Here is a 15,762-nt window from a genome sequence, read left to right as displayed (position 1 = left end):
CTTGGCGGATCGTTGCGAAAAAACACCATTCTACATGAGAGATGATGACGACGCAGAGTCCGCCAGTGGAGGCCGAGATTAAACTGCCAGATGGCGGGCCAACAGTTCCGCCAGATGCACGCTGTCGGGACCACCTAAACGTGCCACCTGCTCACGGCAGGAGAAACCGTTTGCCACCAACTCGGCATCCGGGTTTTCGGCGAGTGCCGGCATTAGCGCCAGCTCGGCCATGGCGCGGGAATCCTCGGCGTTTTCCGCCTCAAAGGCAAAACTGCCAGCACCGCCGCAGCAGGAGGCTTCAATAAAGTCGAACTCCAGCTCCGGTATAAGTTTAAGGACTTTACGGACTGACTTCATCGCTCCCACCGCTTTTTGGTGGCAATGACCATGCACCAATACCGGCCGCGTATTGGCAATGGCTTTTAAAGGGAGCTCGAGACGCCCCGCCGCAATCTCTCGAGCCAGGAACTCCTCAAACAGCAGCGCGCTCTTGCCCAGCTGTTCAGCCAGTTCGCCCAGCCCCAGTGTCTGAAATTCGTCGCGCAGCATCAGCAAGGTTGACGGTTCGAGCCCGATAACCGGTCGCCCCGCATCCAGGTGAGGTTTGAGCGCTTCCACCAGTTCAGCCGCTTGCGCCCGCGCCTTGTCGATCATCCCCTGAGAGTATGCGCTGCGGCCACCACAGAACTCCCGCTCCAGCAACTTAACCGAGAATCCGGCCGCCTCCAGTACACGCAGGGCCGCCTCGGCACTGTCCGGCGCATAATGGCGACTGAAGCTGTCCACCCACAGGAGAACTTCCGTGGCTCCCGCTTTTGCGACAGCCGGTGTCAGCTGGGGCGCCGGCAAAGGCCTTGGAATTGGATGCTCCGGGTTTAACCCCAAACGCTTCACCAACCAGGGTGAGTGATTAACAACCGCGATAGAGAGCTTGGTCAAGCGAGGGTGACGCAGCATGTTGGGCAGCTCTGCAAACAGCTTTTGCCGCAGGCTGGGCCCCTCCGCATTCACACGCTGGGCCAGATATTCGGTTCGAATGGTCGCGATATCCAGGTTAGTGTCACATTCACGTTTACAGCCTTTACAGGCGACACAGCAATCCATCGCCTGATCCAGAGTCTGCTTTTCATCCAGGCCGATCTCACCATTGAGAAGCTTCTTGATCAGCCGACTACGCCCCCCGGGCGAATAGGCCACATCATTATGAATACGGAAACTGGGGCACATCACCCCACGATCGATGGGTCGCAGACACACCATGCTGTTGATACAAACCGCCACCGCCTTGGCATAATCACCGCCGGTTTTGGGAATATCGGCGTAGGCGTCACCCAGCCCCGCGTTTTCGTAAGTCGACCAGTCCAGCTCCGGTTTCATACCTCTGCTCCTTCTACAACCACATCGCCACCGTCCTCATCGAGGAAACGCTGGGCGATGCCAAGAAAATTACTGCCGCCGATCTCATCGGTAGGATCCAGTTCCAACAGTTTGCTGAGTACTCGATGCGCCAGAACCACCCGACCACGACGCAGGCGGATGACGCCCAGCGCCTTGAGGCTGAACAGGTAAAGACGTGCCACGCTCTGATCTTCCAGCCAGGGGGCGCTGTCATTGGTGAGTAAACGGTAGTTACGGGTAAACCCGCCCTGCCGCGAGGCTTCATTCAGCGTTCGCCACACCTGCTGCTCCGCCTCTCGATAGCGGGCGGTACGGAAGTAGAGTTTGTAGAGCGCGATATAGGTATCAAGCGCTTCGGGCCAGCGCTCCAGCGCCTGCTTAAGCAGCTTTTCTTTTTCAAGAGGATCGGTTTTGGCAGACGCCTGATAAAGAACCAGCCCCAGTTCGTCGGTTAAATTGTCGGAAAAGTAACGCTGTTTACCATCCAGCAAGGCGATGTTATCCATACCCGTCCTGTCAGCTAAGCTACATTCGAAACGGGCCGCAGCCCGGCAGACGCGGGGTTTGCCGGAGCTGATCGTTACTGCAAGGGGAAAGGAGGAAACAACAGCCCCGACCAGCTCAGGCACACCTGCAACAGACCAGCTGCAAGAAGTGAACCACGACGGGTCGGGCGTGTCAGTGAAGCTTGAGTCGGGGACGGATTACACGGTTGATTCGAGCCACCAAGGCCACCAGAGCAGTCTTGATATACCCAAACAGGGCAACCTGATGCATACGATAGAGTGATACATAGACAAGCCGCGCCAGATGACCCTCAACCATCACGCTACCTTTGGTCAAGTTCCCCATCAGGTTCCCCACGGTGGAATATTTACTCAGCGATACCAGAGAGCCGTAATCTTTGTACTCATAACCGGGGATATCCTCGCCCTTGAGGATCTGACCAAAATGGCGATAAAGATGACTGGCCATCTGATGAGCAGCCTGGGCGCGAGGTGGCACAAGCCCACCCTCCCCATCCCGGCGTTCGCAGGCTGCGCAGTCCCCCAAAGCGAATATCCGCTCGTCCCGGGATGTCCGCAGATCCGGACCCACGACCAGTTGATTACGGTTATTGGTTTCCAGTCCATCCAGTTTTTTCAAAAGCTCAGGCGCTTTTACACCCGCGGCCCAGACAATCAGATGCGCCTGAATCTCTTCGCCATTGCCGGTAATCAGAGCACCATCACGCGCCTCAACCACCTGGGTATTCTCGCGCACATCAACACCGAGCTTACGCAACTCTACTTTGGCGGCGTTGGCAATACGGGGGGGCAGCGCACCCAATATCTGAGGACCTGCCTCGATCAGCGTCACTTTCATATTGCGCGGATCAACCTTGGACAGGCCGTAGGACATCAATTCCTGTGCTGCGTTATATAATTCCGCCGACAGCTCGACCCCCGTCGCCCCGGCCCCCACGATCGCCACGCGTAGGAACCGTTCGCCCTGAGCGCGCTGTCCGCTGAGTTTAAGGCAGGTATCAAGCAGACGGTGATGGAAATTATCCGCCTGCTCACGGCTATCCAGAAAGCAACAATGCTCCTTCACACCAGGTACGCCAAAATCATTGGTCTGACTGCCGACAGCTATAACCAGGTAGTCATAGTAGAGCGTGCGTTCGGGTAGCAGGCGTTCGCCTTCAGCATTGAACACCGGCGCGAGGCGCACGCAGCGCTGGGGGCGATCCACCGCTTCCAGCTGGCCGATCTGAAAGCTGAACCCCGCCTGACGCGCCTGGGAGCGATAGCTGACTTCATCAATACTGGGATCAAGACTCCCGGTAGCGACCTCATGCAGCAGCGGCTTCCAGACGTGGGTCGTCTCCCGGTCAACCAGCGTGACCTTCAACCCCTTTTTGCCGTAGCGCCGACCCAGGCGGGTTGCCAATTCCAGCCCCCCGGCACCTCCGCCGACAATCACCACATGCTGATAAAGGCGCTCCGCGTTTGCCATTTACTACCTCCCGAAAGCCGATCTGAATTTCGGCCCTATAACTTACGTCCCCTGCGGCGGTGTAACCGGCTCCAGCAGGTGACTGATCAACGCACGTAGTTTACCGGGCTTCACTGGCTTATTCAGTACGGCAAGCCCCTGATCACGAAACAACCGGCGAGTCTCACCGCTCCGGTCTGCGGTCAGTATGGCCGCAGGAATACGCTGAGCAAAATGGTCACGCAGGCGCGCGATGCAGTCGATCCCGGTATCTCCGTCATCCAGATGGTAATCCGCCAGTATCAATTCCGGCACCGGCATCGTTTCGAGAGCCTGCGCGTCATACCCGGTCAGGGTTTCCACGTCACAGCCCCAGCCCTCCAGCAAAGCTCGCATACTGACCAGAATCTCAGGCTCGTTGTCGATAACGAGCACCGATGCCCGGTCAAACTCCGCCTGCGCCGGTGAAGAGGACTCGAAGCGCTCCACCTCGTTGGGCTCCCCGGCCAGCGGAACATGCACTCTAAACCGCGAGCCAACACCTTCCCTGGATTCCAGTTCAACTTCAAATCCGAGCACTCGGGCGATTCTTTCAACGATAGCCAGGCCTAACCCCACGCCTCCGCGCTTACCCGGTGTTTTACCCAGCTGTTTAAACTCCTGAAAGATCTCTTCTCGCTTACTTTCGGGAATGCCTGGGCCCGTATCCCAGACCTCCAGAGCGACGCGATCACCCCGACGACGCAGCGCCACCAAGACGGTGCCCTCCTCGGTGTAGCGAATTGCATTGGCTATAAGATTACGCAATACACGGGACAGAAGACGCAGATCGGAGCGCAGGTACAGGTTCTGAGCACGAATTCTGAACTCTAACCCCGCCTCCGCCGCCAACGATTGAAACTCCGCCTCAAGCGAGCGCAGTAACTGGCTGACCGGAAAGGTCTGCAGGTCGGGTTGCACCGCGTTCTGGTCCAGCTTGGATATGTCCAGTAGATCCGACAGCAGATGCTCCGCGCCGGAGAGCGCCAGATGCACGCGCTCGACCAGATCTCCTTCATACACCGGCATATCCCGCTCTCTGAGTGCAGAGACCAGCAGACGTGCCGCATTTAACGGCTGTAACAGGTCGTGGCTCGCTGCTGCCAGGTATTTGTCTTTGCTTCTATTGGCCTGTTCCGCCACTTCCTTGGCCCGGGCCATCTCCCGCTCGGCCAACTTACGCTCTGCCGCCTCTTCACGCAGTCGCCAATTAAGCTGAGTCAGCTCGGCCGTGCGTTCGCTCACGGCACGTTCCAGCGCTTCATTCACAGCCAGCACCTGGTTCTGCATCTGCATACGGCGGGTAATGTCAGCAATAAAGCCTTCGATGATAGGCTGATCCGGGTCCGGCCTTAGCAGCAGGTTCATTGAGACATCAACTAACGCCCCCTGCGCCTGGCGAATGCGGGTCTCATAGAGGAATTGCTGCCCCTCTTCCAGCAAGCGGTCGCGGATCAGTTCAAACTCCGCCTTACCGCCCTCAAGAAAGGTGGCCAGGCGTTCACCCTGCTCCAGAACCTCCTGATCACTAAACCCACACAGTCGCGCAAGGGCAGGGTTGGCCCGCTCGATCACACCCTCGACACTGGCCTGAAAAATGCCGTGAAAAGCATTTTCGAAAAGCCACTTATAGCGGTTGCGCTCGGCCTCGAGCTCTTCGATCTTCCGCTGCAGGGCCGGGTAATAGCTTTTTCGAGCTGACTGACCACCCAGACCTATCAGGTCGTCAATCGATACAGCCGGTTCCGAGGGTTTCTTCATGGATCAGAGGGCTTCCTCGTAAACAAGCTCCACATCGCGCAGGTTTGAGCGGCGTGGATTGGTCAAAATACAGGGATCTTTGATGGCGTTGGCGCTCAAGTAGGGAATGTCCGCCACCCGAACACCATATTTACCGAGCGAACTGCCCAACCCCACATCTCGCTTGAGCGCGGCCACATGGTTGCGCAGGCGCTTGCGAATCTGGTTACTGGTTAAGCCCTTGGTCTCAATACCCATGGTTTGCGCGATAACCGCGAACCGGTCCTCGGCGGAACGATAGTTGTAATCGATCACGTGCTCTACCAATACCGCGTTACACAGCCCGTGGGGCAGATCGAGATAGCCGCCCAGACTGTGCGACATTGCATGCACGGCCCCCAGAATGGCATTGGAGAATGCCAGCCCGGCCTTCATTGACCCGAGCATGATCTGCTCGCGCAGATAGCTATCATCCGGTTGTTCAACAAGTAACGCCAAGTGGTTGTTAATCAAGCGTATTGCATCCAACGCATGCATATCTGTCAGTGCACCACTGCCGGTGGAAACGAACGCTTCAATGGCATGCACCAGTGCATCGATACCCGTGCACGCGGTTAAAAACGGCGACATGGTACTGGTGGTATCCGGATCGATCAGTGATACATCCGGCACCACGGATTTACTGACGATAGAAAACTTTACCCGGTCCTGCTGGTCGGAAATGATGGCAAACTGGGAAACATCGGCAGAGGTACCGGCCGTGGTCGGAATAAACACCAGCGGCGGAATCGGATTATTGATCTGATCGATCCCTTCGAAACTGCGAATCTGCTCACCATGTGCGCTGACAATGCCGATACCCTTAGCGCAATCCATGGGGCTGCCGCCACCCACAGCGACGATCACATCACACCCCTGCTCGCGATAGATTTCAGCGCCTCGCATCACCTCTTCACTGCGCGGATTAGGCGACACATCGGTAAAACGCACACAACCGAGACCCTGCTCCAGCAGCAGCTGCTCGATCTCGATAACCCACCCCGCGTTCACGACGCCAGGATCAGAGACCAACAACACCTTATGCGCGCCGAAAGTTTTGGCGTAGTTCGCTACCATTTTGCGCGCGCCGCTGCCAAAGATTATCTCCGGCGCAACAAATTTTCTCAGACTGGAAATTTCCTGGGACATGCTGTTTTCGCCTCTCAACGGCGCTGAACCTCACCCAATGAGTGACTCTGGCACCGCTTTTTATTTTTATCATTCAACCGGGGAGCGAGTATGCGGTAATTTGGTCGTAATATCCCTGCCTCTTTGGTACTGCTCCCTGTCTTGCAAAAACGTTCCCAGGTCCCGACAGAACCCCTTTAGAATTAGTTATTTCAACACATAAATCAAAGCGTAAATACACAGTGGCTGGAATAAACCCAGGGTATCACCCGCACGGCAACCCATCGCACCGACGCTGTAGCAATTGCTACCGCCCCGGTGGCCAGCCTTCGTAAGCGGGTAAATGATCGTACTGAAGCCATTCCCTGTCCTCAGACGTCCAGATATGCTGAGCGGGCCGGCTACCCGGGTCCTCATCAAGGGTTGCAACACGCACAATCACATGAGGTTGGCCTTCCCGTTCAGCCACCAGGTGTGAGCCACACTTGGAACAGAAGTGGCGCTGCTTACCCGGCGATGACTCAAAGGCTGTGCGGACATCATCTCCACTGACCCAGCGAAAATGATCACGCATCACGCCTGCGGTGGTCGCAAACGCGGCGGCATGGGCTTTTTGACAGGTCCTGCAGTGGCAGTGACCAATCGGCTTGTCGATGCTGTCAATTTCGTATCTGACCGCGCCGCATAAACAGCTGCCTTGCATTTTTGTCGCCCCCTTTTAACGGTGCCCGTCGTTACTGTTGTTGACGGGAATCCCGGCAAGCCCGATGAGTAAAAGCCGAACCGGGCTGGCCGGAACGCAAAACAAACGGTTTATTCTTCTGTTGCTGAAACCTGCGGTAGCAGCTTGTCCAGCTGAGTATAGTTGTTACGCAACCACACTTTCATCCGTTGACGCTCCGCGATATTCATCAGGTCGCGGTTGTTTGCCGCCGCCCAGAAGCTGGCGTTGGCGAAATCCGCTTTATGGGTGAGTTTGGGGTGGAGTTTGCCCAGTTTGAATACGGAAGCCCCGCGCTCGATCGCCGCTTTGTAGGCATCGGACGCCTCAAACTGGCTGAAGTCACCGCCCCGGCCATGATTCTCCACGACAACCCACTTAAGAGACGGTGCCGGATAGCGCGCCAGCGCCCCCTCCAGCAGATCGACCGAGTCCTTACCATCATCCATCACGTGCCAGAGGTAGACCTGATGCCCAAGCTCCTCAAGCAGTCCGAATACGTCAGTTTCTTCAATCCATTCACCCAGCCGGGTTGAGGTCTGAGCGGCCAGATCGATCACCAGGTCCTGATCAGGCTGGGTTTCACAGGTTTCAAGGATGCTATCAAGGCTTTCGTCGTCTCCTACCATCACCGGGGAAGCGAAATCACCATAAAAACGCGAGAATGTGCTGTGCGAGGCGTCGGAGTCGAAGCCCATAAACGGACGGTTAGTATCAATGTAATACTGGGCCAGCAGACGCGACGTCATTGACTTGCCGACACCGCCTTTTTCACCACCGATAAAATGCACATTAGCCATGCTTTAGTCCTTTCTATTCAGGCCTTTCTTTAGGGAGCGTATGAGCGCTGCTCACGCCCAATCACTGTAGCAATCCAATGGGACAATCATATGTCTTTTAACCGATCTACACCGCATTTTTAATTGAGCGCGGCCAATGCACGTTCGTAGCCCTCAAGATCCGACTGGCTGAACAGCACAAAACGAATACGCTTCACCGATTTCAACGAAGGTGCCTGCGCTTTCACCTCATTGACTGCGATCTCGGTCGCCGCCTCAAACGGGAACTGGAACACGCCGGTGGAGATGGCCGGAAAGGCCAGAGACTCGACCCCGTTTTTCTCAGCCAGCTCGAGCGCCTTGCGATAACAGGATGCTAGCAGTTCATCGGAAGGCTCATCACGGCCATATACCGGGCCCAGGCAATGGATGACATACTTGTTTGGCAATTTATACCCGCCACTGATAACCGCCTGCCCCGGCGAGATCGGCGCATACGCCTGACACTCCTTCGCCAGCCCTGAACCGGCAGCCCGGTGAATTGCCCCGGCTACCCCGCCGCCGGGTGCCAGCTCAGCGTTAGCGGCATTCACAATGGCATCCATATCCGGCTGCTCGGTAATATCGCCCTGAACGCACTCAACCCTGACGTCGCTGATCTCTACTTCAGCCATCGCACACCTCCTAGCATTCGATCTGGTAAAAAGCGTAGCTGGTTGAACTAGACGTTGCCCACTCTGGCAGCTTGCGGCACTCTCTTATTGCATCTGTTGTACAGTTACCTATTCAAACCCAGCGAGGAAACTCGGACATGCCCGCGCCACCTCTGTTGATTCTTGCCCTGCTTCCCTTCGCGATTTCGGTAAATGCCAGCGACCTGGAAACGCCCCACTATCAGGTTCAGATCGAAACCCTCTGTGCAGAGGGTAATGTGACCTGTGATCAGGTCATCTACCGGGGTAAGAGCAAAGTAAGCGGCAACAGTATCGAGCTGACCGGCGAAACCTGGCACACCACCTGCGCCGATGGCGTAAGCCCCTGTCGTTTCCTTGGTTACCAATTTCGTAACGGCAACGTGATCTACTACGTACACGAAACCGGTTATCTGGAAGTGATCCGTAATAGATCGGAAACACTGGTTAGCGAGCAGGGCCAGTGGCAGTACTGAAGGAGGAACTCTCTCATATGTATATCGGGGAGCTATGCAAACGAACAGGCGCCTCTCGCAAGGCGATTTATCTTTACGAGCAACTGGGACTTATTCCAACGCCTCCACGTCAGGGTAGCTACCGCGTGTACTCCACCGATATGGTGGAGCTCGTTAAGACGATAAGATGTGCTCAGTCACTGGGCTTTAAGCTCAAGGAGCTGACAGCGCACCTTCTCAATGAAACCGGTAACAGAGCTAACCCCGAAGCGCTGATCACTTTGATCGAACGCAAGCAAAAAGACCTTCGCCATCAGCTAGAAATCACTCAACATCAACTGGTTGCAATTGAACAGCTAAAGCAGGACCTGGCGCAGTCGCCGGATATATGGACCTGTAACCGATAAGTGTTGACCCTGCCCCTAAGGGAAAGGGTTAACCTGATTGCTCACAAAGAACGGAGTCACTATGAGCAAACGTATTCTGGTTATTCTTGGCCATTCATCATCGCAAAGCCTTTGCGCCGCATTGGCGCAAGCCTATGTCGAGGGCGCCTCATCAGCGGGTCATGAAGTGCGGACATTACACTTGGGCGAGCTCGACTTCGACCCAATCCTCCATAACGGCTACAAAGAGATTCAATCTCTGGAACCCGACCTTGTCGAATCGCAGGAGGCGATCCTGTGGGCACAACATATTGTGATCGTATACCCCAACTGGTGGGGCGCAATGCCTGCCCTGCTCAAAGGCTTCATCGACCGGGTATTCCTGCCGGGATTCGCCTTCAAATATCAGAAAGGGGCTCTGATGCCCGATGCCTTGCTCAAGGGCCGAAGCGCCCACCTATTGGTCACCATGGACACCCCACCCTGGTTTTACCGCTGGGTCTACAGAATGCCGGGGCATAACCAGATGAAACGCACCATCCTCGAATTCTGTGGCATCAAGCCGGTGAAGATCACCTCATTTGGGCCGGTGCAAAGCGCTAAGTCTGAAACGCGGGAAAAGTGGTTAGCCCGTGCAAACGGGTTTGGTGTGAACGCCTAAGCCGGGTTATCGATTTCCCGGCAATAGAAAGCATGTTCCAGTTCAAGGACAGACGCCTGGTTCTCGGCCTTCCGAAAGCCGTGCGCTTCGTCCTCAAAATAGTGGGATTCCACCGGTACACCGTTATTCGCAAGGGTTTCGGCCATCTTCCGGGTCTGTTCAGGAAGGACGACCTTGTCCTGCTCACCCTGAAAGAAGATCACGGGGGCGGTTATCCGGTGGGCATTGAACAGAGGTGAGCGGTCCCGGTATCGATCCGCCTCTGTTGCAGGATCACCAATCAGCCAGGAGAGATAGCGAGACTCGAACTTGTGGGTCAGCTCATTCAGGCGGGCCGGGTCCGACACGCCATAGAGGCTGGCACCTGCGGTGAACAGGTTAGAACGCGCCAGTGCCGATAGCGTGGTGTAACCACCTGCGCTATTACCACGGATAAACACGGCGCGAGGGTCAGCCAACCCCTGTTCAATCAGCTGGTTTGCCACCGCCTCCACATCCTGAACATCGGTGACACCCCACTGCCCCGCCAGCATCGTGCGATAGTCGCGACCAAAGCCTGTGCTGCCCCGGTAGTTCACATCCGCAATCATAAAGCCGCGCTGAGTCCAGTATTGGATCGCCGGCTTGAATGTGGGAGCCGTCGCTGCAGTGGGGCCGCCGTGGGTGTAGATCACCAACGGTAATGGCGTGTGTCCATCGATATGGGTCGGGCGATAGAGAAAGTAAGGCACTTCGGTGCTTTCCCCATTTGCCTCTGATCTTACCGCCACGTAACCACGCTGTGGGACGCTGACCGGATAGGCCGGCTGCTCACCACCGGTCAGAAGTGTGCAGCAAGCGGTTTCTGCAGTGGGTGCTGCTATATCGACCGTCATAACAGCTGGCAAGCGATTATCGAACTCGACCACGCAGGCCAGTTGCTCATCTTGAAGACTGAGAGCGTGTAGCCGACTCACGGGCGTTCCTAATTCGACGTTGCGCCAGCCCTGATCATCGAGGGTCAGTAGCTGCGAATTGCCGTTAACCTGGCCCAGGGCATAGAGCTGACCCGCAGACGTCCAACCATAGGTACTCAAACCAAACTGCCAGGGCGCCGTTGTAAACTCGGTGCACTCCGGCCCATCCAGCGATTCAAAACGCTCGCCATCAAAGCGCTCTATCCGCCACCAGCTATCCCGGTCTACCACCACATGCAGGAGGCCATCGGGCGAAAACCGTGGCTGCGCCCACGCCGCCTTGATATCAGACAGCTCCTGCACGTGCCCGGGCATACCGCCGGTATCCAGATTGACCAGACACAGGCGTGTCGAAAGCCAGGGCTGACTCGGGTGATTCCATTCGATCCAGGCCAGCTGATGCCCGTCCGGGCTCAAAGTGGGTGATGAGTAGAAATCAGCGCCCTTCGCCAGCACCGCCACTCGCCCTCGCTGATCGACGGTGACCAGCCGGTTGGCGGGCTCCTGCTTTAACCCAGGGGCATAATGGGTTTCGCTAATGGCAATTAAACGGTTGCGGCCCTCATCAAACAGCAGATCGGCAAATCGGGTATTGGGCAGATCCGTATGCTGGATGGGCTGCCCGCCGTTACCATCGACTCGCCAAATCTGCTGGTCAACATCGTTTACGAAGAAAAGTTGCCCATTAGCTCCTGGACACCAAGCGCCACCTCCGTATTCATGGACCCGGCTGCGAACGCTGAACCCTTCCGGCAACAGCGAGATCGCCTGCCCGTAGTCAAACCGGCACAGCCGGTTCCGGCCGCTCACCGGGTCAAAACGGACACCAATCACCTCACCCCGGTGCCAGCGCAGCATCGCGTAGTCGTGGACGGCGGCGACGGCATTGGCAGCGCTGATTGGCTCTTGCAATGCGCAAAAGCGGTCAGCTAGAGCGGGCGAAGACCCGTTCATCGTCATGCTCGCGCGTATTGAATCGCGTGTTGAGTCGAGAGTTACGCTCATTGCGAAACAGGATCTGTTCCTCATTATGATCCAGCTCTGAACTGGCACGGGCGTCCAGTATCTTTTGATGATCCGGTGATTTGGCACAGACAGGATCTGCGGCGTTCATATCGCCGGTCATCAAGTACGCCTGGCAGCGACAGCCACCGTGGTCGTTTTCTTTCTCATCGCAAGAGCGGCAAGGCTCCTTCATCCACTCGTCGCCGCGAAAGTGGTTGAAGCCATTGGACTCATTCCAAATCTGTTCGAGAGTCTGCTCTTTCACGTTGGGAAACTCGATCGGCAGCATACGCGCGCTGTGACACGGCAAAGCGGTACCGTCGGGTGTAACCGTCAGGAAAATCTCTCCCCAACCATTCATGCACTTTTTGGGACGTTCTTCGTAGTAGTCCGGCGTTACGAAGATCAGTTTGATCGGGTTGCCCTGCTCGGCCAGTTTGGCGCGGTATTCATTGGTGATCCGCTCCGCCCGCTCAAGCTGTGCCTGTGTCGGCAGCAGTTGCTCACGGTTTTCGTATGCCCAACCGTAGTACTGGCAGGTCGCGAGCTCCACATAATCGGCTTCCAGCTCCACACATAGCTCGATAATGCGGTCGATCCGATCGATATTGTGCTTATGGGTCACGAAGTTAAGCACCATGGGATAGCCTTGGGCTTTTACCTCACGGGCCATGGCCAGTTTCTGCGCAAACGCCTTTTTTGAGCCGGCCAACATATTGTTGACCTCCTCATCGGCGGCCTGGAAGCTGACCTGGATGTGGTCTAGCCCCGCTTCACGAAATGCGGCAATACGCTGCGCATTCAAGCCGATGCCTGAGGTAATCAGGTTAGTGTAATAACCCAGATTACGGGCCTCAGCAATCAGTTGTTCCAGGTCGCGGCGCACCAACGGTTCCCCGCCGGAGAACCCGAGCTGTGCCGCGCCCATCTTGCGCGCCTGGCGGAACACATCGATCCACTGGTCGGTGCTCAGCTCCTCACCGGTTTGGGCAAAGTCCAGCGGATTGCTGCAGTACGGGCACTGCAGCGGACACTTGTAGGTCAGTTCAGCAAGCAGCCACAGCGGTTGGCCGTGCGCCTTTTTCTCACGGGCTGCCTCTTTCGCCAGCGTACTAGCCGTAGTGGATCCAACGCTGCTCATGGGCCACCTCCATAAACTCCAGGATATCGCGGCTCAGGTCTCCGGCGTTGGGAAACTTCTGCTCCAACGCCGCACAGATCTCGGCCACCGAACGCGTGCCATCGACCAGGGCGAGAATTTCACCGGCACTGTCGTTCAGTTTAACCATCCCTTCCGGGTACAGCAGTACGTACGCATGTTGCGCCTCCTCCCACTGGAAACGAAACATCCGCTCCAGTGCCGGTACCGCTTTCAGGATGTCCGGTTGGTTGGTCGCCGCATTCATTGGAACAGCCCCCGGTGATAGACTTTCTCTTTGGTCACCGTATGATACGGCGGACGTTCCAGTTCATACGCCATGCTCATGGCATCCAACATGCTCCAGAGCACATCCAGCTTGAACTGAAGAATTTCCAGCATCCGATCCTGCTGCTCTCGGGTCTTGTAGAAATCCAGCGTAATGGTCAGGCCGTGCTTCACGTCACGACGCGCTTCCGTCAGGCGATTACGGAAGTATTGGTATCCCTCTTCCTTAATCCAGGGATAGTGCGCAGGCCAGGTATCCAGCCGTGACTGGTGAATGGTGGGAGCAAAGAGTTCTGTCAGTGAGGAACTGGCGGCCTCCTCCCAGCCAGCACGGCGGGCAAAGTTGACATAGGCGTCCACGGCAAAACGCACACCCGGCAGCACATGCTCCTGGGACAGGATCTCTTCACGGGTCAGCCCCACTGCTTCACCGAGTCTTAACCAGGCCTCAATGCCGCCTTCGGCACCGTCGTAGCCATCATGGTCGAGCACACGCTGAACCCACTGACGGCGCACATCGCGATCCGGGCAGTTGGCCATGATTGCGGCGTCTTTCAGCGGAATGTTGATCTGGTAATAGAATCGGTTGGCCACCCAGCCCCGGATCTGCTCCGGTGTGGAGCGGCCCTCGTACATGTCGACATGAAACGGGTGGTAGATGTGATACAGCCCGCCCTTGGCACGCAGTGCCTGCTCAAACGCCTCGCGGCTCATCGGTTCCAATGTACTCATGACAGACTCCTAGAGTTCGATGCTCATTCCATCGTGAGAGACTTCGATCCCATGCTCGGCCAGGGTGGCACGCTCGGGAGAGTCTTCGATCAGGATCGGATTGGTATTATTTATATGAATCAGCACTTTACGTGGCTTATCTAAGGTATCGAGAAAGGCGATCATACCGTTCTCCCCCGATTGCGGCAGATGCCCCATATGGACACCGAGCTTGTCGCCAACGCCCGCATGGATCATCTCGTCTTCACGCCAGAGTGTGCCATCCACCAGCAGGCAATCACTTTCAGCCATCATCTGTGGCAGGTGAGATTCGATTTTGCCAAGACCCGGCGCATAGAACAGCGATTTACCGGTGACGGTATCGCGGATCAGCATACCGATATTGTCACCGGGATGCGGGTCGTTACGGTGCGGGGAGTAAGGCGGCGCGCTGGAGATCAAAGGTACGGCGGTAAATTCAAGGCCCGGCGCACACTCTATGGTGAAGCGATTGACTGCTTCGTCGACTCGAATGCGGTGACGGTTCAAACCACCATTCCAGTGCTCGAGCATGTTGAAGATCGGAAAGCCCGTGGTGAGGTCCTGGTAGACCATATCGGTGCACCAGACATCCAGCGGACAGCCTTCACGCAGCATCAGCAAGCCTGTGGTGTGATCGATCTGGCTATCCATCAGGACGATGGCGCCGATGCCGGTATCACGCTTGGCGCGGCCTGGCTGCATAGGGCTGAAATCAGCCAGCTGAGCCCGAATATCAGGCGACGCATTAAAAAGAACCCAGTCCGTCCCGTTGCTGGATACGGCGATGGAGGATTGAGTGCGGGGCTTGGCGTTTAGGGTGCCGTTTCGGACGCCTGTGCAGTTATCGCAGTTACAGTTCCACTGCGGGAAACCACCGCCGGCGGCAGAACCCAGAATCTGAACTTTCATTGTTATTGTGTGCCCAGAGTTATGTCGGCGGGACCGACGATTGAGGGGATAGCGATCCGGGCTGGAGAGAAGCTGCCGGCCCAAACCGGCAGCCCCACTCAGAGCGGGCTATCAGCGGTTGGCGAAGTACATGGTGACTTCGAAGCCGATGCGCAGATCTGTGTAAGCAGGTTTAGTCCACATAACGAATACCTCGTTGTTATTGTTAAAGACACCTTGATCATAGGAGCCGGGACGCCCTGGCCATATGGTACTTTGGAACTAAAATTCTCGCGAAATCGTAGGGGCCTGAAATACCAGAGCCCCGGCATCCGCCTTACAGCTCCTACCGGGCTACAGACTCCAATCGAGTAGGAGGAGGTCTTGCGACCTCCGTCCTCTCACACCACCGTACGTGCGGTTCCGCATACGGCGGTTCATGATACACATTTAAGCCGATGATACTGATCCATCAGCGATACCAGTCCGATGCGATCAAACACCTTCTTCGGCAATGCCTGATTCAAGTGCGAGGCGCATGAGTTCCACCAAGGACCACGCCCATTGGTCGCACTGCGCCAAGCCCTGTCTTCAGACAGACCCAGTCGCATCAGCATCTTGACCCGGGTGAACGGCCGCTTCCATTGACGCCAGAGGATTTTGCGCAGATGCCGGCGGATCCAGCCATCCAGCGCCTCGAAGCTCCCTTTCACATCGCT

At 56.5% G+C, this 15,762-nt stretch carries 18 protein-coding genes; 3 read left to right on the top strand and 15 right to left on the bottom strand.

The features are described from left to right. Positions 1–78: 78 nt before the first annotated feature. The 8 genes from G403_RS0112970 to G403_RS0112935 all read right to left on the bottom strand — a co-directional run bounded on the left by G403_RS0112970 (position 79) and on the right by G403_RS0112935 (position 8,495). On the bottom strand, positions 79–1,377 hold the full coding sequence (locus tag G403_RS0112970) for a (Fe-S)-binding protein (RefSeq protein WP_027854367.1): 1,299 nt from the start codon (positions 1,375–1,377) through the stop codon (positions 79–81). Continuing rightward, positions 1,374–1,904, bottom strand: coding sequence for a hypothetical protein (locus G403_RS23270; protein WP_051298992.1), 531 nt, complete (start codon positions 1,902–1,904; stop codon positions 1,374–1,376). The genes G403_RS0112970 and G403_RS23270 overlap by 4 nt, the downstream gene beginning before the upstream one ends. Before the next feature lie 172 nt (positions 1,905–2,076). Then, entirely contained in the window at positions 2,077–3,396 is a 1,320-nt protein-coding gene (locus G403_RS0112960; protein ID WP_027854366.1) for an NAD(P)/FAD-dependent oxidoreductase, read from the bottom strand. Between the two features lie 42 nt (positions 3,397–3,438). Next, positions 3,439–5,175: a PAS domain-containing hybrid sensor histidine kinase/response regulator gene (locus tag G403_RS0112955; RefSeq protein WP_027854365.1), complete on the bottom strand. Its 1,737-nt coding sequence runs from the start codon at positions 5,173–5,175 to the stop codon at positions 3,439–3,441. 3 nt (positions 5,176–5,178) lie between these two features. Continuing rightward, positions 5,179–6,342, bottom strand: coding sequence for an alcohol dehydrogenase-like regulatory protein ErcA (ercA, locus tag G403_RS0112950; RefSeq protein WP_027854364.1), 1,164 nt, complete (start codon positions 6,340–6,342; stop codon positions 5,179–5,181). Between the two features lie 286 nt (positions 6,343–6,628). Next, positions 6,629–7,024: a GFA family protein gene (locus G403_RS0112945; protein ID WP_027854363.1), complete on the bottom strand. Its 396-nt coding sequence runs from the start codon at positions 7,022–7,024 to the stop codon at positions 6,629–6,631. A gap of 110 nt (positions 7,025–7,134) precedes the next feature. After that, positions 7,135–7,842 carry a P-loop NTPase family protein gene (locus G403_RS23265; protein ID WP_036233755.1) on the bottom strand — a complete coding sequence of 236 codons (708 nt, stop codon included), beginning with the start codon at positions 7,840–7,842 and terminating at the stop codon, positions 7,135–7,137. A gap of 119 nt (positions 7,843–7,961) precedes the next feature. After that, positions 7,962–8,495 (bottom strand): macro domain-containing protein, encoded by a 534-nt coding sequence (locus tag G403_RS0112935; protein ID WP_027854362.1) that lies wholly within the window; start codon positions 8,493–8,495, stop codon positions 7,962–7,964. 137 nt (positions 8,496–8,632) lie between these two features. On the opposite strand from G403_RS0112935, the gene G403_RS0112930 reads away from it, so the two are divergent. The 3 genes from G403_RS0112930 (at position 8,633) to G403_RS0112920 (ending at position 10,015) form a co-directional block, all read left to right on the top strand. Next, positions 8,633–8,989, top strand: coding sequence for a hypothetical protein (locus G403_RS0112930; protein WP_027854361.1), 357 nt, complete (start codon positions 8,633–8,635; stop codon positions 8,987–8,989). Next, positions 8,977–9,375: a MerR family transcriptional regulator gene (locus G403_RS0112925; protein WP_156899698.1), complete on the top strand. Its 399-nt coding sequence runs from the start codon at positions 8,977–8,979 to the stop codon at positions 9,373–9,375. Before G403_RS0112930 ends, G403_RS0112925 begins: the two co-directional genes overlap by 13 nt. A 61-nt stretch (positions 9,376–9,436) precedes the next feature. Then, positions 9,437–10,015, top strand: coding sequence for an NAD(P)H-dependent oxidoreductase (locus tag G403_RS0112920; protein WP_027854359.1), 579 nt, complete (start codon positions 9,437–9,439; stop codon positions 10,013–10,015). Here G403_RS0112920 and G403_RS0112915 read toward each other — a convergent pair. The 7 genes from G403_RS0112915 to G403_RS0112885 all read right to left on the bottom strand — a co-directional run. Next, positions 10,012–11,925, bottom strand: a complete 1,914-nt coding sequence (locus G403_RS0112915; RefSeq protein ID WP_169719905.1) for an alpha/beta hydrolase family protein — start codon at positions 11,923–11,925, stop codon at positions 10,012–10,014. The genes G403_RS0112920 and G403_RS0112915 overlap by 4 nt on opposite strands. Beyond that, positions 11,897–13,117, bottom strand: a complete 1,221-nt coding sequence (gene pqqE, locus G403_RS23260; RefSeq protein WP_051298989.1) for a pyrroloquinoline quinone biosynthesis protein PqqE — start codon at positions 13,115–13,117, stop codon at positions 11,897–11,899. Before pqqE ends, G403_RS0112915 begins: the two co-directional genes overlap by 29 nt. After that, a complete protein-coding gene (pqqD, locus tag G403_RS0112905; protein WP_051298988.1) occupies positions 13,089–13,382 on the bottom strand; it encodes a pyrroloquinoline quinone biosynthesis peptide chaperone PqqD in 294 nt (97 codons plus the stop codon). The genes pqqE and pqqD overlap by 29 nt, the downstream gene beginning before the upstream one ends. Continuing rightward, the gene (gene pqqC / locus G403_RS0112900) at positions 13,379–14,134 is read right to left on the bottom strand and encodes a pyrroloquinoline-quinone synthase PqqC (RefSeq protein WP_051298986.1); all 756 of its coding nucleotides are present in this window, start codon (positions 14,132–14,134) and stop codon (positions 13,379–13,381) included. Before pqqC ends, pqqD begins: the two co-directional genes overlap by 4 nt. A gap of 9 nt (positions 14,135–14,143) precedes the next feature. Further along, entirely contained in the window at positions 14,144–15,064 is a 921-nt protein-coding gene (pqqB, locus tag G403_RS0112895; protein WP_027854355.1) for a pyrroloquinoline quinone biosynthesis protein PqqB, read from the bottom strand. Between the two features lie 111 nt (positions 15,065–15,175). Further along, positions 15,176–15,247 carry a pyrroloquinoline quinone precursor peptide PqqA gene (gene pqqA / locus G403_RS24965; RefSeq protein ID WP_003243383.1) on the bottom strand — a complete coding sequence of 24 codons (72 nt, stop codon included), beginning with the start codon at positions 15,245–15,247 and terminating at the stop codon, positions 15,176–15,178. Positions 15,248–15,480: 233 nt separating this feature from the next. Further along, positions 15,481–15,762: group II intron maturase-specific domain-containing protein (locus G403_RS0112885; protein ID WP_027854353.1), on the bottom strand; the 282-nt coding region annotated here is incomplete at its 5' end.

Source organism: Marinobacterium litorale DSM 23545 (genome assembly GCF_000428985.1).
GTDB lineage: Bacteria > Pseudomonadota > Gammaproteobacteria > Pseudomonadales > Balneatricaceae > Marinobacterium_D > Marinobacterium_D litorale.
The sequence above is the reverse complement of the archived record's forward strand: the minus strand, read 5'-3'. Positions and strand labels throughout refer to the sequence as shown.

Excerpts from the sequence above, each read along its gene's own strand:
- G403_RS0112970 (WP_027854367.1), bottom strand. The coding sequence starts at position 1,377 with ATGAAACCGGAGCTGGACTGGTCGACTTACGAAAACGCGGGGCTGGGT.
- G403_RS23270 (WP_051298992.1), bottom strand. The coding sequence starts at position 1,904 with ATGGATAACATCGCCTTGCTGGATGGTAAACAGCGTTACTTTTCCGAC.
- G403_RS0112960 (WP_027854366.1), bottom strand. The coding sequence starts at position 3,396 with ATGGCAAACGCGGAGCGCCTTTATCAGCATGTGGTGATTGTCGGCGGA.
- G403_RS0112955 (WP_027854365.1), bottom strand. The coding sequence starts at position 5,175 with ATGAAGAAACCCTCGGAACCGGCTGTATCGATTGACGACCTGATAGGT.
- ercA (WP_027854364.1), bottom strand. The coding sequence starts at position 6,342 with ATGTCCCAGGAAATTTCCAGTCTGAGAAAATTTGTTGCGCCGGAGATA.
- G403_RS0112945 (WP_027854363.1), bottom strand. The coding sequence starts at position 7,024 with ATGCAAGGCAGCTGTTTATGCGGCGCGGTCAGATACGAAATTGACAGC.
- G403_RS23265 (WP_036233755.1), bottom strand. The coding sequence starts at position 7,842 with ATGGCTAATGTGCATTTTATCGGTGGTGAAAAAGGCGGTGTCGGCAAG.
- G403_RS0112935 (WP_027854362.1), bottom strand. The coding sequence starts at position 8,495 with ATGGCTGAAGTAGAGATCAGCGACGTCAGGGTTGAGTGCGTTCAGGGC.
- G403_RS0112930 (WP_027854361.1), top strand. The coding sequence starts at position 8,633 with ATGCCCGCGCCACCTCTGTTGATTCTTGCCCTGCTTCCCTTCGCGATT.
- G403_RS0112920 (WP_027854359.1), top strand. The coding sequence starts at position 9,437 with ATGAGCAAACGTATTCTGGTTATTCTTGGCCATTCATCATCGCAAAGC.
- G403_RS0112915 (WP_169719905.1), bottom strand. The coding sequence starts at position 11,925 with ATGAACGGGTCTTCGCCCGCTCTAGCTGACCGCTTTTGCGCATTGCAA.
- pqqE (WP_051298989.1), bottom strand. The coding sequence starts at position 13,117 with ATGAGCAGCGTTGGATCCACTACGGCTAGTACGCTGGCGAAAGAGGCA.
- pqqD (WP_051298988.1), bottom strand. The coding sequence starts at position 13,382 with ATGAATGCGGCGACCAACCAACCGGACATCCTGAAAGCGGTACCGGCA.
- pqqC (WP_051298986.1), bottom strand. The coding sequence starts at position 14,134 with ATGAGTACATTGGAACCGATGAGCCGCGAGGCGTTTGAGCAGGCACTG.
- pqqB (WP_027854355.1), bottom strand. The coding sequence starts at position 15,064 with ATGAAAGTTCAGATTCTGGGTTCTGCCGCCGGCGGTGGTTTCCCGCAG.